The 15383-nt window shown below is 47.0% G+C and carries 14 protein-coding genes; 11 read left to right on the forward strand and 3 right to left on the reverse strand.

Annotated elements, in window-relative coordinates; genetic code table 11:
- Window positions 1-89: 89 nt before the first annotated feature.
- Window positions 90-779 (reverse strand): DNA-3-methyladenine glycosylase I, encoded by a 690-nt coding sequence (locus KO533_RS12285; RefSeq protein WP_219235075.1) that lies wholly within the window; start codon window positions 777-779, stop codon window positions 90-92.
- Between the two features lie 206 nt (window positions 780-985).
- On the opposite strand from KO533_RS12285, the gene KO533_RS12290 reads away from it, so the two are divergent.
- Complete coding sequence (locus KO533_RS12290; RefSeq protein ID WP_219254387.1) at window positions 986-1633, forward strand: glutathione S-transferase family protein; 648 nt, start codon at window positions 986-988, stop codon at window positions 1631-1633.
- A gap of 24 nt (window positions 1634-1657) precedes the next feature.
- Here KO533_RS12290 and KO533_RS12295 read toward each other — a convergent pair whose 3' ends face one another.
- Both KO533_RS12295 and prlC read right to left on the reverse strand, forming a co-directional pair.
- On the reverse strand, window positions 1658-2188 hold the full coding sequence (locus KO533_RS12295; protein WP_011791203.1) for a thioesterase family protein: 531 nt from the start codon (window positions 2186-2188) through the stop codon (window positions 1658-1660).
- A 175-nt stretch (window positions 2189-2363) separates the two neighbouring features.
- Window positions 2364-4403 (reverse strand): oligopeptidase A, encoded by a 2040-nt coding sequence (prlC, locus tag KO533_RS12300; RefSeq protein ID WP_219254389.1) that lies wholly within the window; start codon window positions 4401-4403, stop codon window positions 2364-2366.
- A gap of 269 nt (window positions 4404-4672) precedes the next feature.
- Between prlC and KO533_RS12305 the strand changes: the two genes are divergently transcribed.
- The 10 genes from KO533_RS12305 (at window position 4673) to KO533_RS12350 (ending at window position 15257) form a co-directional block, all read left to right on the forward strand.
- Window positions 4673-5464 (forward strand): hypothetical protein, encoded by a 792-nt coding sequence (locus KO533_RS12305; protein WP_219254391.1) that lies wholly within the window; start codon window positions 4673-4675, stop codon window positions 5462-5464.
- A 152-nt stretch (window positions 5465-5616) separates the two neighbouring features.
- Entirely contained in the window at window positions 5617-6183 is a 567-nt protein-coding gene (locus KO533_RS12310; RefSeq protein WP_219254464.1) for a hypothetical protein, read from the forward strand.
- 146 nt (window positions 6184-6329) lie between these two features.
- Complete coding sequence (gene gorA, locus KO533_RS12315) at window positions 6330-7685, forward strand: glutathione-disulfide reductase (protein ID WP_219254393.1); 1356 nt, start codon at window positions 6330-6332, stop codon at window positions 7683-7685.
- Window positions 7686-7866: 181 nt separating this feature from the next.
- Window positions 7867-8067, forward strand: a complete 201-nt coding sequence (locus tag KO533_RS12320) for a DUF1656 domain-containing protein (RefSeq protein ID WP_131524438.1) — start codon at window positions 7867-7869, stop codon at window positions 8065-8067.
- 6 nt (window positions 8068-8073) lie between these two features.
- Window positions 8074-8937 (forward strand): HlyD family secretion protein, encoded by an 864-nt coding sequence (locus KO533_RS12325; RefSeq protein WP_219254395.1) that lies wholly within the window; start codon window positions 8074-8076, stop codon window positions 8935-8937.
- A 5-nt stretch (window positions 8938-8942) separates the two neighbouring features.
- The gene (locus tag KO533_RS12330) at window positions 8943-11009 is read left to right on the forward strand and encodes an FUSC family protein (RefSeq protein ID WP_219254397.1); all 2067 of its coding nucleotides are present in this window, start codon (window positions 8943-8945) and stop codon (window positions 11007-11009) included.
- 163 nt (window positions 11010-11172) lie between these two features.
- On the forward strand, window positions 11173-11349 hold the full coding sequence (locus tag KO533_RS12335) for a hypothetical protein (protein ID WP_168826181.1): 177 nt from the start codon (window positions 11173-11175) through the stop codon (window positions 11347-11349).
- A 3-nt stretch (window positions 11350-11352) separates the two neighbouring features.
- On the forward strand, window positions 11353-12849 hold the full coding sequence (gene putP / locus KO533_RS12340) for a sodium/proline symporter PutP (protein WP_219254399.1): 1497 nt from the start codon (window positions 11353-11355) through the stop codon (window positions 12847-12849).
- An 11-nt stretch (window positions 12850-12860) separates the two neighbouring features.
- Window positions 12861-13961, forward strand: a complete 1101-nt coding sequence (proB, locus tag KO533_RS12345; protein WP_105250714.1) for a glutamate 5-kinase — start codon at window positions 12861-12863, stop codon at window positions 13959-13961.
- A 48-nt stretch (window positions 13962-14009) separates the two neighbouring features.
- The gene (locus tag KO533_RS12350; RefSeq protein ID WP_219254401.1) at window positions 14010-15257 is read left to right on the forward strand and encodes a glutamate-5-semialdehyde dehydrogenase; all 1248 of its coding nucleotides are present in this window, start codon (window positions 14010-14012) and stop codon (window positions 15255-15257) included.
- Window positions 15258-15383: the final 126 nt, after the last annotated feature.

The raw sequence follows: 15383 nt of genomic DNA on the forward strand, positions 1-15383 counted from the left end.
TAATGCTTCTGTAATGACAAATATTGCTAGCAAAGCAATATTTGTCTATTAAAACTAATTTGTTCATCTTCAATCACAACTTAACAGGACTAAATTCGATTATCGCCCACGCTGCAAGCCAAAATACGGCTGATATCAGCCAAACAACGACCCGACTCCTGTTGCCACTGATTAAATACGGCTTGCACTTGCTTAAGCGCCGTTTGTGATGAAAAGCCCGCATCGACTAACTTATGTGCTTTAAAATAGCCTTGTACATCATCGGTTAACAAAAAGGTATCTTTGCCAATGCCGCGCAGAAAATAAGGACCCGTATTGCCGCCCAATCGAGTACCGCGTTTCTTCAACAACGCCCACAAACCAATAATATCCTGTGTCGGCCAAGCGGCGATCAGTTGCGCCAAACTGCCATGTTCGCGAGCAACATCGTGGATCATCAGAGCATTATCATAAATGGCTTGAGTCTTTTTAAGATGGCGAATCAAGGTCGCATCACTTGCCCGCGCTTGAATTTGCTCAGGCGATAACATTAATACTTTATGCGGTTCGAACCCAAAGAATGACTTCTCATACTCGGGCCATTTGTTAACAACCACCCGCCATACAAAACCACTTTGAAACACCTGACGGCTCATCGCCGACAATAATTCAGCATCCCGATATTGGCGAATTTCATCATCAGACAGGCAACCAGACAATAAGGCTTCGAGTCCAGCAGGTCCGCCTTTGCGCTCACTGGCTCTGGCATAAATAGATGAAAAACGCTCTAACTGGCTCATATTATTACCTTTAAAATGATTAAATCCCGACACTTCCTATATGGGCTCATAATACCGATTTTTATCCCTGATGGATCACTTGGCTTTGCCAAGAAAAATTGTGTTTATTCCAGCATTTTTTAAGAAAACTCTTACAGCAAGCGCTTCAATTACGACTAAAGTTAAAACGTAAAGTCCGTAAAAGACTGGGTTTGGAGTGAGTGCCTATGGAGCTTTTTTATCACCCTTTATCACGCTATTCACAGAAAGTGCTCATCGCACTTTATGAAAAGCAGGCCAACTTCTACCCCAGAATCATAGATCTACGCGACCCTTTGTCTCGCAAGGAATTTCACCAACGTTATCCGCAAACGCGAATACCCCTGCTTAAAGCCCAAAATGAACAGCTGATACCCGAATCCAGCATTATTATCGAGTACTTAGATAGGCATTTTGAAAACAGTACCCAGCTGCTGCCACAAGAACCACAACGCAACTTACAGGTACGTTTGTTCGATCGCATCATAGACAATGATATTAACAACCCATTATTTCAATTAGAAAAGTTAAAGCACATAGAAGACAGCAATGAATTCGAAATCAAACAATTAGAGAAGCAACTACTGACACAGTTTCAACGCTTAGACGCGCAACTCACACAACATCATTGGGTCTGTGGCGACAGTTTTACCTTAGCCGACTGTGCACTCATCCCTTGTTTAAGCTATAGCTTCCAACATCTAAACCTGTTGGATTTAGATGAAATCGTGCGCTATTGGCAACAGGCACAACTGCGTGGCGCTTGGATGTTAGTACAAGAAGAGGTGTTACTGGCTGAGATGGAGGAAACGGCAGGAATAAGAGGCATACCTTAGCGAGTAAGCCATGCCTCAACACAATCACATATTGCGTTCTTTCTTCAACTGCAAAAACGCTTTCCACTTCACGACTTCTGGCGGCAACTCAGGTGCAGGATCGGTATAACCCGCTTCTTTCACTAGTACATCTAACGGCACTTGCTTACCTTTGCACACAAACACACCGCGCACATGGACGATACAATGTAGGCCACGTTCGCTCACAAAGCGTTGTTCAATATAGAAATATTTTTCATCCCAACCGACGACTTTGGTTTCAATCTCAAAGGTTTTCAGCGGCTTAATATCGCGAATATAAGTAAATTCGGCGGCGTTGACTATCGGCATCCACTTCAACTTTAAGAAACGTTTCAGCAGACCCATCTCAGCCAACATATAAGTCCGCGCCAGATCCATAAACGCGGGATAGCGAGAATTAGTTAGATGGAAATTGATATCGCAATCGCTCGGTAAAGCACGATAAGTGATACGGCTTGTCCCTAGAAAATCGATCTTACGACAATGGCGCGTGCGCCAGAATAACAACCAAAACAAACGAAAATACAGATTCATAACGCGCCGCCCTTGAAATAAGAGCCACAGGCTAACAGAGGTCATACCACAGGGCAAGCGAGATATAGCTCACAAAAAAGACGCCCTAAGGCGTCTTTTTATCGTTCGATTAAGCTAAATACCCTCAGATAATCAGCCCATTAAAAGGGGCTGATTTATCAAAACTCACAATTGCTTATGCAGCAATGCCTGAATGTCTTAACAGGGCATCGATATTCGGTTCGCGCCCCATAAACTGTTTGAACAAGTCCATCGGCTCGGCTGAACCACCCATTTCGAGGATATTGTGCAGGAAGTTACGACCCGTTTCAGGGTTAAAAATACCTTCCTCTTCGAAGCGGGAAAACGCATCCGCCGACAGCACTTCAGCCCATTTATAGCTGTAATAACCTGCGGCATAACCGCCCGCAAAAATATGGGCAAACCCATGTTGGAAACGGTTAAAATCCGGCGGCGTTAATACGGCCACCTGACGACGCACTTCGTCTAAGGTTTCTTGAATGCGCGCGCCTTTAGCTGTGTCGTATTCGTGGTGCATTCTAAAATCGAACAACGAGAACTCGAGTTGGCGCAGCATCATCATGCCAGACTGGAAGTTTTTCGCTGCCAGCATTTTATCTAACAAGGCTTTAGGTAATGGTTCGCCGGTTTCAAAGTGGCCAGAAATTTCGGCTAAGGCTTCTTCCTGCCAACACCAGTTTTCCATAAATTGACTTGGTAACTCGACCGCATCCCAAGGCACACCATTGATACCCGACACGCCTGCAACATCGATTTTGGTCAGCATGTGGTGGATACCATGGCCAAATTCGTGGAACAGGGTTGTCACTTCATCATGGGTAAACAGCGCAGGTTTGCCATCGACCGGACCATTAAAGTTACAGGTCAAATAAGCCACTGGCTTTTGTAATCCATTGGCGGTTTGACGGCGCACACGGCAGTCATCCATCCAAGCACCACCACGTTTACCTGTGCGGGCATATAAATCGAGGTAGAAACTGCCTCTGTGTTCGTCAGTTTCGTCGAAAATATCGAAGAAACGCACGTCCTTATGCCATCGGTCAAAATCCTTTTGCTCAAGGATTTTAAGGCCGAACAAACGCGATACTGTGTAGAACAAACCCGAGAGCACTTTATCTTCGGGGAAATACGGACGCAGGATTTCCTGTGAAATCTCATACTTATGCTGCTGCAACTTCTCAGCATAGAAACTTAAGTCCCAAGAGGCCATTTCAGTCACGCCATATTCGGCCTCGGCAAACGCTCTCAGCTCAGCCAGTTCTGCCTTAGCCTGATCCTTTGAGCGCAGCGCTAACTCATTTAAAAATGCCATCACCTGCGCCGGTGTTTCAGCCATTTTCGTCGCTAGGGATTTGTCGGCAAAACTGTCAAAACCGAGTAACAATGCGAGTTCGTGGCGCAAAGCAAGAATTTCGTCCATCAGCGGGCTGTTATCAAACTCTCCGGCATTGGGGCCTTGATCTGAAGCGCGAGTGACAAACGCACGGTAGCATTCTTCCCTAAGACTGCGGTTTTCGCTGTAGGTCATGACGGGTAGATAAGATGGAAAATCTAAGGTAAATAACCAGCCTTCTAGCTCACGCGACTGCGCCATCGCTTTAGCGGCGGCTTTGGCAGACTCAGGCAAACCAGCAAGCTCAGCTTCATCTGTGATCAACTTAGTCCAAGCTTGCGTCGCATCCAGTAATTGATTCGAAAAACCACTGGTGAGTTCAGAAAGACGTTTTACAATCTCGCCATAACGCACTTTTTGCGCGTCATCTAAGCCAATACCCGATAGTTCAAAGTCGCGCAGGCTGTGCTCTATCACCATCTGCTGCGCTTGGCTCAATTGTGCAAATTCATTGGATGCTCGCAGCGCTTTATAGGCTTGATACAAACCTTGGTGTTGGCCAACGTAAGTGCCGTATTCCGATAAAAGAGGTAAACAAGCATCATGGGCGGCACGCCACTCATCTGTGCTAATCACTGAATTCATATGAGAAACGGGCGACCAAATTTGGCTTAGCTCATCGTCAACCTGTTCTAATGGCGCGACCAAGTTGTCCCACGTAAAAGGACCTTGGTTCTGCAGCACTTCATCAATCTTAGTGCGGCACTGAGCAATGGCATGCTCAACGGCGACTTGAATATGTTCCGGTTTAATCTGTGAAAAAAGCGGTAATTTTGCGCCGCTAAGCAAAGGGTTGCTCATATTGACTCCTCAACAATCTGTATCTGTTATAAATAAGGGCTAATGGCCTATTTATCAAGGCGAGAAAACCGATTGTCCCCTTCGAACGCCTTACTTAACCCTATTTCCCCTGAAAAAAAGTGAACTAGTTCGCATTTAGGATTTACGTTTTATTTACCTACACATTGTTGCAATCTTGATCGCAAATCGAATCAATTCGCATTAATGTTTGTATGTGGGCAAGGTATTATCTGCATAACTAACGTACCTCGACCAAAATCAGCAAAAATATGGCAACACACTCAGTGAAACTTATCGTCAGCGTCCTCTGCACATTAGGGATCAACTGCCTTAGTCACAACGCAGTTGCTAATGAGGGCCTAGAACAAGTCGATAGTATTTCAAACACCATATTACCCCGCCAGATAACAGAACCTTTGGCGGTGACGCTGGATTTAGGTTGGGACAGCAAATATGTCTCACAGGGTCGCAATAACTTGCAAAATGGGGGTATTTATTGGCTCAATGCTGCTGTTCAACACGGCAACTTAACCACTTATGCCTTAGTCGGACGCGGTGATAGCCAAGCCTATACAGAGTGGAATATCGGCCTTGAATATGGGTTCAACTTAGCCGAAAACCTAGAGGCCAATTTGGGATATCAGCGCATTGAAGGCTATAGCAATAGCCGCTGCCAAGATAACGAGCTATTTGCAGAACTCGCCTACAGCGCCACAGCTTGGTTGGTACCATCGGTGAGTTATGTCTATTCCACAGAAGCGGCAGGCTACTTTGTTGAAGTGAGTTTGCACAGTTATTGGAATATCACAGACCAGTTCAGCCTCACGCCCTATATCACTCAAGGGTTTGATTTTAAATACCGCACAGAAGAACACGATGGCAGTAATAACCTGCAGTTTGGCCTCGAAGCGAATTATCAACTGACCCCAAGCATGAATATTAGCGGGCACATTAGCCACAGCATTGCCCAGAGTGATATTGAGCAAGAAGCCTCAGCCAATGGCGATATGAGTTCACAGGATCAAACCTATGCAGGCATCCACTTTGCAATAACGTTTTAACGTCGTTTTAGCTCTGTGTTTCTAGCGCTGTATTGCAACCTTCCTCTGTCAATTTATCCCGCGACATTTGGCAAAAACAAAGCTCACTAACTAAACTCAAAATGTCGACGGAGCGACTCACTATTCATATCGATTTTGCCGAGGAACAGGGAATGTTAACGCATCATTTCTATCTTATCCGAACCGCTGTCATTACCTTGCCCCTGCTTTTTATCCAAGTGACAAGCTCAACTAATGCGCAGCAGGTATCTGAGCCTGAGCCGAGTCTAGAATCCTTAGCGCAACCGACACAAACCGCGCCTTTGCCCCTAGGCACTTTACTCGACAATGAGGGCAAGCCGATTAATGTGCCTAACCAAGTGCAAAGTGCGTTCGAGTATTCGCCCCCCACTGTTACACCCGCAGAGCCATCCAAAACCACTAAATCAACTAAAGCCACTCAATCGAACAAAGCCGCTAAGAGTAAAAAACTCAGTCGCAAGCAACAGCTCGCCAGTCGTGCACATGTCGCCAATGATCCTAACTGCCGTTGGCTCGATAAACGTATGGATCAGCTAGAGTCCCTACTCGGCGACAAACAAGATAACGCTGCTAAGCATCAAGCCGATGAACTCAGCGCCCGCCAAAAGGAGTGGCAATGTTTGAAATGTGGTGCAGAAGGCCCAGCTCAAAACGATCACTCTAAGTGCCAATATCGCCGCGAAACAGCCACGCGATAACAACTGAATGCAACTTTAGGAGTATTTTTATTAAAAGCAATGCCTTATACGTTAGTGATGCAATAGGCTGGTCTGTTACCGCAAAGCCCCCTACAATGACCTTCTGCTGTAAAGCATCTCATCCTTGAAGTAAGACGGAGAAACTCATGGCTCAACATTTTGACTATATCTGCCTAGGCGCAGGCAGCGGCGGTATCGCCTCAGCAAACCGAGCGGCAATGCGTGGTGCTAAGGTTCTACTCATCGAAGCCAAACACGTGGGTGGCACCTGTGTAAACGTAGGTTGTGTGCCCAAAAAAGTCATGTGGTATGGCGCCCATGTTGCCGAAGCGATGAACCTTTACGCCAAAGATTATGGTTTCGACGTCACTGTTAATAAATTCGATTGGAATACCTTGGTCGAAAACCGCGAAGCCTACATTGGTCGCATTCACGATGCCTATGGCCGTGGTTTTGCCAACAATAAAGTGACGCTGTTAAATGGCTACGGCCGTTTTGTGGATGGCAACACCATCGAAGTGGACGGCGAACATTACACCGCCGATCACATCCTCATCGCCACTGGCGGCGCACCGACTATTCCGAACATTCCTGGCGCGCAATACGGTATCGATTCCGATGGTTTCTTCGCCCTACGCGAGCAACCTAAGCGCGTTGCCGTTGTTGGCGCGGGTTATATCGCTGTTGAAGTCGCTGGCGTGTTACACGCTCTGGGCAGTGAAACTCACTTATTAGTGCGTAAACATGCGCCGCTGCGTAACTTTGACCCTATATTAGTCGATGCTCTCGTCGATGCGATGGCAACCGAAGGCCCAACATTGCACACCCATAGCGTGCCAAAAGCCGTGGTTAAAAATGCCGATGACAGCCTGACATTAAACTTAGAAAACGGTGAAAGCATTACAGTCGATTGCTTGATTTGGGCAATTGGCCGCTCACCTGCAACAGGCAATATCGGCCTAGAAAATACCGAAGTGCAATTAGATAGCAAAGGCTATGTCATCACTGATGAGCAGCAAAATACAACTCACAAAGGGATTTACTGTGTCGGCGACATTATGGCGGGCGGCGTAGAGCTCACCCCTGTTGCGGTTAAAGCGGGCCGTTTGTTGTCCGAGCGTTTATTTAACGGTATGACAGATGCCAAAATGGATTACAGCCTGATCCCAACCGTTGTATTCAGCCATCCACCTATCGGCACTATGGGCTTGACCGAACCAGAAGCCCGTACTCAATACGGCGACGATAACGTCAAAGTGTATACGTCGACATTTACCTCCATGTACACAGCCGTTACGGCCCATCGCCAAGCCTGTAAGATGAAGTTAGTCTGCGCTGGCAAGGACGAAAAAGTCGTTGGTATTCATGGTATTGGTTTTGGTATGGACGAAATCCTTCAAGGTTTCGGCGTCGCCATGAAAATGGGTGCAACTAAGGCCGATTTCGATGCGGTCGTTGCTATCCACCCAACGGGCGCCGAAGAGTTTGTTACCATGAGGTAGAAGCGATTTTCGCTTTGATTTCATCATATTTAGGGCCAGCTTATGCTGGCCCTAATTGATCACAGATAGTATAAAACCATTAACTCTCACGCGACTTTCCTATAATCTCGACTGAGTACTTTGCATTTTAAACACTTAGCGCGGTTATCGCTGCGCCACTGTCATCGGGATGAATAGCGTAATGCTTAAAGAACTCGCGTTCGATGGTTTGTTATTTAGTCCATTAATTATCTTTATCCCCTTAGCTTTTCTGCTTTCCTGCATCACTCGCGGGGTACTCTATCAAACTGGGCTCTATCACAAGCTGTGGCGCGCAGCTTGGTTCGAAGTTGGGCTGTTTATCTGCTATCTGGCTTTGGTCATTTACTTGCTTGGGAGTTGATTGTTCATGGGAAAAATCTTTCGTATCAGCCTCACCCTTATTGTGGTCACGATTGCAGGTATCGCCGGACATTGGATATGGTCGCACTACCTTTATTCTCCTTGGACCCGCGACGGCCGAGTTCGCGCCGAAATAATTACCATAGCGCCAGATGTGTCCGGTTGGGTGAACCAACTGAATGTAAAAGACAATCAAGTCGTTAATAAGGGTGATGTGTTGTTCACTGTGGACGATACCCGCTACAAGGCCACGATTGCCGAATTGAATGCCAAAGCGGAAAGCCAAAAATTGGCATGGGAACTGGCAAAGCATAAGTACAAACGCCGTATCGGTTTGACCAATGACAACTTGGTCAGCAAAGAAACCTTCGACGAAGCCTTTATCAATACCGAACTGGCAAGAACCAGTTATGAACTCGCACAGGCACAATTGAATACCGCCAAAATTGACTTAGCGCGGACGCAAATTCACGCTCCCGAAAATGGCACCCTGATCAATTTAAGCCTGCGTAATGGCAACTATGTCAGCAAAGGCAACTCAGTATTTTCGCTGGTCAAACAAGATTCTCTCTATATCACAGGCTATTTTGAAGAAACCAAAATCCCCTTGGTTCACATAGGTCAAAACGCCGATGTCAGCCTAATGAGTGGTGGCCATGTCTTGCACGGCAAAGTGGTCAGCATAGGTAAGGCGATTGCCAATACCAATGTCACCGCTAATGGGCAGTTATTACCGCAAATTGGCCAAACCTTTAATTGGGTGAGGTTGTCGCAGCGTATTCCGGTCGATATCCAGCTAGATAGCATTCCTAAGGACATAGAACTGAGCGTCGGCATGACAGTTTCCATCCAGCTACAGACTGACAAATAGTCATTATGACGCTGTTACTTAAGAGTTTATTTTTTCCTGACCGACGAACCCTCATCTTCGCGATTAAAGGCGTGATCTCGATGGCGCTCGCCTTATATGTGGCCATGTTTTTAAATTTAGAACGGCCATATTGGGCGCTGGTGTCAGCGGTATTTTTGCAAATTCGCCCCGAAAGTGGCCTCGTGATAGAAAAGGGCTTATGCCAAATTGGCGGCACCTTAGTCGGCGCACTTGCAGGGATTGCCATACTCAACGGGTTTACGCCCTATCCCGAACTCGCCTTAGGATTACTCGCCTGCTGGATAGGGTTAAATTCTGGGTTATCGGCCATGGTGCGCCAGCAAAACTTTGTCTATGCCTTTGCTATGGCGGGCATGACAGCCTGCTTGATAGTGCTCATTGTGATGGCGAGCCCAAGCACGGCCGATAGTGCAAAAATATTCGATGTGGCACAGTCGAGGATCAGCGAGATTGTCGTCGGGGCGATATGCGCCGTCTTGGTCAGCTCGCTACTTTGGCCGACCAAGGTAAAACATAGTCTGCAATTGCATGCTAAAAACACCATTAATCATACGCTTAACTATCTTGCATTAGAACTCGATTTACAGGGGGAACATGCGAGTCGCCATGAACATATCGACACTATTATGGAATCAGTATCGGCGCTGAGTGACGACTCCAGCGCAGTGATTTATGAAGGCCCCGAAGGACGCGGGCAGAGCCATGCGGCGAACTTTCTCTGCAATAAAACCCTTTCGCTATTGGCGGCAATCCAAATATTTGGCCGGCTGCAACGTAATCATTCCCATCTTGTTAGCGAACCACTCGCGAAATCCTTAGCCAATATGCGCAGTAGTTTTACCTTGATGGCGCAATCCAGTGATGACCAAGAATGCTACAAAATGGCGCGCACCTTGAGGTATCAACTCCAGCAAAACCTGATGCAATACCGCGACCGAAGCCCATTAGAGACTCGCTTACTCAAAGTTGCGATGGAATTAAGCGCCGATCTGATCATGGTGCTCAAAAGTTATAACGTGCTGACAAGCAATTCTGCGGTACAACTCAACGCGCCGCCAATGGAATTTCACCGAGATCCACTGATAGGGTTTACGACCGGTCTACGCAGCATGGCGGTATTTGTCATTGGGGCTTCGCTGTGGATCGGCACAGGATCGAGTGCGGTACTCATGATGATCCTGATGCCTGTAGTCTTTTCCATCATGATGGCGCGCCAGCCACTGCCGATACTAACCACGATTTTGCGCCGTATTCTTGTTGGTATCACTATCGCTGTGCCCCTCACAGTGTTTTACGCTTTACCTTTGCTGGCAGAGAGTAGCGGCGATTTCGAAATCCTCATTTTAGTGCTCGCAGGCCCCTTTTTCATTGGGCTACTCGCCTTAGCGAATCGACCGACCTTGCCCTATGGTCTCGGGATTTGCGTGCCGTTTGCGGTATTAGTACAACCCAGCAATACCATTTCATTTGCGATAGAAAACACCGTCAGCAATGCCTTAGCAATTTTTGTTGGCGTTACTGTGCTGTATTGGTTATTTAAATTGATTACCGAACCTAGCCAGCGTTTGATGCAATATCGTCTGCTGCAATCCATTCAAAAAGATCTAGTGCATATCGCGCAGCATGATGATCCTGAGCCTTGGTTTAACGCCCGCATGGGCGATCGACTGCTGCGGATAGCCAGTTACGAAAAAGGCTCGGGCAAGAGTTCGAGGGTATTTACCGATCTGGTGTTCACTGCACTTAATCTAGGCCATGTGTCGATTCGAATGCGGCGCATGTTGCAGGGGATTTCAGATACGCACTCAGACTTAGAAAATGCACTCAACCTCTGGCAACACAATTTAGGTCAGGCATTTATCGCCTGCGCCCACGGCCAAGTCGCAGAAGAGTTTAACACCAGCAGCGAAGCCTTATTACAAGCGCTGGCGCAATGCCCGTTACCCCACGAACAATTCACTCTGATTACTGGGATGTTTGAACGCATCACCTTAACCTTCGAACGCACCGCCCACAGTATCGCCGAGCAGAAAAACACCGCTGAAAAATAGTCAGTTCTCAAACTATTTTCCGCAAAAAAAACCACTCTCGTACTGCCGCCAAAACCATTTAAATCCAATAGAAGCTTGATATTTGGCCGATAAAATGCCTTAATATAATTAGATCACTAACTATATTGGTGATATAAATTCAATTATCAACCAAGGAGCAATTATGTCTACGGAGAACCCACCAGAGGAAAATCTTATCTCGCAAGTAGCAAGCTTTACCCGATTACACGCCAAGGAAACAATGCAGTTTATGTGTTTATGCGCAATATTAAGCACCTATCTCTTTGTCATTTTGAAACCGAGTATTATTCAAAATAACAAAGCGTTAGGAGACAAATAATCCATGAATTACCTGGCTTACGTTTCCTTAGCGATTTACTTTATCGCCATGCTTGCTATTGGCTTATTCGCCTATAAAAAATCCACCAGCGATGTATCCGGCTATATTTTGGGCGGCCGCAAGGTGAGCCCACAGGTCACCGCACTCTCAGCGGGTGCATCTGACATGAGTGGCTGGATGCTAATGGGTCTTCCCGGCGCAATGTTTTTGGTTGGTTTCGAAACCATTTACATCGCACTTGGACTATTGATTGGTGCTCTAATTAATTACTTGGTCGTTGCACCCAAATTAAGGGTCTATACCGAAGTCGCGGATAACGCCCTTACTATCCCGGAGTTTTTTGCTAAACGCTTCGGCAATGCTAACGGGAGTATCCGTATTATCTCGGCCGTGATCATTGTGATCTTCTTTACCTTGTATACCTCAGCGGGTTTAGTGGCTGGCGGTAAGTTATTTGAGTCAGCATTTGGCCTGAACTACAACATAGGTTTAGTCGTCACCCTCGGCGTAGTGGTTTCTTATACCTTGTTGGGCGGATTCTTAGCAGTGAGCCTCACTGACTTTGTCCAAGGCTGTATCATGTTTGTCGCTTTAATCTTAGTGCCCGTGGTGGCATATCAAGAGTTTACCAGCGCTGACACTATGCTGAACTTTGCGTATCAATCGATTCCACACTTCACCGATGCCATGCAAAACGTCACTATGTTAGGGCTTATCTCAAGCTTATCTTGGGGACTCGGTTACTTTGGCCAACCGCATATTATTGTGCGCTTTATGGCAATTCGTTCAGTCGCTGACATTAAAACCGCCAGACACATAGGTATGGGCTGGATGACAGTGACCATTGTGGGTGCACTGGCAACAGGTCTTGTCGGTATCGCTTACGCCAATAAATTTGGCATGAAGCTGACCGATCCTGAAACCATCTTTATCGTGTTTTCTGAGTTATTGTTCCATCCGATCATTAGTGGCTTCTTATTAGCCGCAATTCTGGCCGCGATCATGAGCACCATTTCATCGCAACTATTAGTGTCATCAAGCTCGCTAACGGAAGATATCTATCGCGTGATGTCGAAAAAAGAATCTAGCGAAAAAGACATGGTGAAAATGGGACGCTTTGGCGTAGCTGGCGTGGCAATTGTCGCAAGTCTACTAGCGCTTGACCGCTCTAGCAGTGTGCTGTCATTGGTGAGTAATGCATGGGCAGGATTCGGTGCCGCCTTCGGTCCGTTAGTCTTGTTTAGCTTGTATAAAGCTAACCTAACCCACAAAGCCGCGATTGCCGGCATAGTGTCAGGCGCAGCCACAGTGCTGTTTTGGATTTATGCACCAGTACTTGCTGACGGTAAAGCTTTAACCACAGTGGCGTATGAGATGATCCCCGGCTTTGCCGTGAGCAGTGTGGTGATTTGGATAGTCTCGTTACTCGATACTGATCCCTGTGCCAAAACCACTAAATTATTCCATAAGGCTGGCCGTGTTTTAGCCGAAGACAGATGAGGCGCGCAGGTATGACTGACTTACCCTGGAAACGCATTGTCGTTAAGGTAGGTAGTGCCCTGATTGCTCCACACAAACAAGGTTGCAGCAGTCACTACTTACTCGGCATTGCCCAATTTATTACTTATTGTCGTGCCCAAGGGATCCAAGTTGTCTTGGTCTCTTCGGGCTCAGTCGCTGCAGGATGGCATCACTTTGGCGAGGTTGATAAACCGAGCGTCACAGTGAAGAAAGCCATGGCAGCAGCGGGTCAGGCCGATATGATGGCCACATGGAACAAGTTATTTGATTTCCCAACCGCACAGCTACTGTTAACCCACGGTGATTTACGCAATCGAGATCGTTACATCAGTATTAAAGACACGATTTTCAGCCTACTCGAACATGGGCTATTGCCTATCATCAACGAGAACGATGCCGTCACCGCCGACAAGCTCAAAGTTGGCGATAACGATAATCTCTCGGCCATGGTCGCCGCGGCGGCCGATGCCGATACGCTGATTATCTGTTCTGATGTGAATGGGCTTTACACGCAAAACCCCCATGAATATCCCGATGCACAGCTTATCAAGCAGGTGACCGAGATTAATGCCGAGATCTACGCCATGGCAGGCGGCGCCAGCAGTGCCGTCGGTACGGGGGGAATGCGGACTAAGATACAAGCCGCCAAGAAGGCGATTTCCCACGGGATCGAAACCTTTATTATTAATGGTTTTGATGCCGACTCATTCAACCAATTGTTGAAGGGCCAAAACCCAGGAACCTTATTTACCCCCGATGAGAAGCCAATGCAGGATCACTTGCACTGGATGACACATACCTCGCAGGCTCAAGGCGAAGTCATTGTTGAAAATGACTTTAATATCGCCCTTGATATCCATAGCGAGCAATTGACCAGTGACGATGTCGTTGCCATCAATGGGGACTTTTCTGTCGGTGACACCATTTTAGTACGCAAAGACGATGGCACTAAATTGGCCAAGGCCAAATCCAATTACAGCAGTTGTTTGCTTAGCTTTATTACGGACCAAGACGATCGCGAGTTTGCCAGTGAATTTCAGCAAAAGACTGGACCGATTATTTCCGAGAAAAACATCGCCATTCTCGAATAAGCATCAGCCGAATAAAACTAAGCGAGTAAACATCTAAGCGGAGTAAATATGACTTTAATCAAAAATTTATCTCAAGAAGCTGCCAAAGCGGCTCTGATCCTCGCCCAAGTTGACGAACAGCTTAAAAATACTGTACTCCTCGATATGGCACGCTCATTACGCGAAAAGTCCTATGAAATCCAAAGCGCAAATTTAATCGACTTACACAGAGCGACCGCCGATAACGTCGGCCCAGCCATGCTCGACCGATTAACGCTAACGCCAGAGCGTATCGAAGCTATGGCGGTAGGCATTGAAACCATTGCCGCCTTGCCCGATCCGATTGGCAACGAACGCTATATTGGTCAACGACCTAATGGTTTATCCATCAGTAAGATGCGCGTTCCATTGGGCGTGGTTTGTATGATTTATGAAGCGCGCCCCAATGTCACCGCCGATGCGGGTGCCCTGTGCTTTAAATCCGGCAATGCCGTGATTTTGCGCGGTGGTAAAGAGGCGCTACACAGCAGTAAAATTATCGCCACTATTTTGCAAAGCGTATTGAAACAATACGGCTTGCCCGAGGCGTTAATCACTGTGGTGCCCGACCCAGATCGCGCCCTCATACTAGAACTGCTGCAGCAACGAGATTATATCGATGTGATAATTCCCCGCGGCGGTGAAGGCTTGATTAACTTTGTGACTGACAACAGTAAAATCCCAGTGATCCAGCATTTTAAAGGCGTGTGTCATTTATACGTCGATAAAGATGCCGATCTGGATATTGCTATGGACTTACTGCTCAACGGTAAAACCCAGCGCACTGGCGTATGTAATGCCCTCGAAGCCCTATTAGTACACCAAGAAATTGCCTCGCAATTCCTGCCTAAAGTAGCCAAAGCGCTGGCCGAGCATAAGGTTAAAATCAACGCTTGTACTCAAGCCGGTGGTTATTTTGAAAACTGTACTTACATGGAAGAAGACGATTTCGGCCAAGAGTATTTAGATCTCGAAATTGCCATTCGCCAAGTCGATCACTTTGACCATGCTATCCAACATATTGCCCGTTTTGGTAGCCAGCACACCGAAGTAATTTGCACCGAAAACGAAGTTACAGCCGCACACTTCCAACGTGCGGTCGATGCTTCTGTGGTAATGGTCAATGCCTCTTCGCGCTTCTCCGACGGCAGCGAACTCGGCCTTGGAGCAGAAATCGGCATCGCGACCTCTAAGCTACATGCCTATGGCCCAATGGGACTCGAATCCTTGACCGCTGAGAAGTATTTAGTCTCAGGCACAGGCCAAGTGCGGGCGTAAACCTAAGCTGTAAATCACACTTTTAGGCTTAACAAGTCCGTTGGATTTCGATTCAATTGTAAAGATTAAAGGCCACAGTCAGTAACGACTGTGGCCTTTTTGTTGGCTAAATTGACTCGAACCACA

The sequence above is a fragment of the Shewanella sp. NKUCC05_KAH genome (assembly GCF_019345585.1).
GTDB lineage: Bacteria > Pseudomonadota > Gammaproteobacteria > Enterobacterales > Shewanellaceae > Shewanella > Shewanella oncorhynchi.

What these genes read in the sequence shown, in the direction of transcription:
- KO533_RS12285 (WP_219235075.1), bottom strand. Translation starts at nt 779, where the DNA reads ATGAGCCAGTTAGAGCGTTTTTCATCTATTTATGCCAGAGCCAGTGAG.
- KO533_RS12290 (WP_219254387.1), top strand. Translation starts at nt 986, where the DNA reads ATGGAGCTTTTTTATCACCCTTTATCACGCTATTCACAGAAAGTGCTC.
- KO533_RS12295 (WP_011791203.1), bottom strand. Translation starts at nt 2,188, where the DNA reads ATGAATCTGTATTTTCGTTTGTTTTGGTTGTTATTCTGGCGCACGCGC.
- prlC (WP_219254389.1), bottom strand. Translation starts at nt 4,403, where the DNA reads ATGAGCAACCCTTTGCTTAGCGGCGCAAAATTACCGCTTTTTTCACAG.
- KO533_RS12305 (WP_219254391.1), top strand. Translation starts at nt 4,673, where the DNA reads ATGGCAACACACTCAGTGAAACTTATCGTCAGCGTCCTCTGCACATTA.
- KO533_RS12310 (WP_219254464.1), top strand. Translation starts at nt 5,617, where the DNA reads ATGTTAACGCATCATTTCTATCTTATCCGAACCGCTGTCATTACCTTG.
- gorA (WP_219254393.1), top strand. Translation starts at nt 6,330, where the DNA reads ATGGCTCAACATTTTGACTATATCTGCCTAGGCGCAGGCAGCGGCGGT.
- KO533_RS12320 (WP_131524438.1), top strand. Translation starts at nt 7,867, where the DNA reads ATGCTTAAAGAACTCGCGTTCGATGGTTTGTTATTTAGTCCATTAATT.
- KO533_RS12325 (WP_219254395.1), top strand. Translation starts at nt 8,074, where the DNA reads ATGGGAAAAATCTTTCGTATCAGCCTCACCCTTATTGTGGTCACGATT.
- KO533_RS12330 (WP_219254397.1), top strand. Translation starts at nt 8,943, where the DNA reads ATGACGCTGTTACTTAAGAGTTTATTTTTTCCTGACCGACGAACCCTC.
- KO533_RS12335 (WP_168826181.1), top strand. Translation starts at nt 11,173, where the DNA reads ATGTCTACGGAGAACCCACCAGAGGAAAATCTTATCTCGCAAGTAGCA.
- putP (WP_219254399.1), top strand. Translation starts at nt 11,353, where the DNA reads ATGAATTACCTGGCTTACGTTTCCTTAGCGATTTACTTTATCGCCATG.
- proB (WP_105250714.1), top strand. Translation starts at nt 12,861, where the DNA reads ATGACTGACTTACCCTGGAAACGCATTGTCGTTAAGGTAGGTAGTGCC.
- KO533_RS12350 (WP_219254401.1), top strand. Translation starts at nt 14,010, where the DNA reads ATGACTTTAATCAAAAATTTATCTCAAGAAGCTGCCAAAGCGGCTCTG.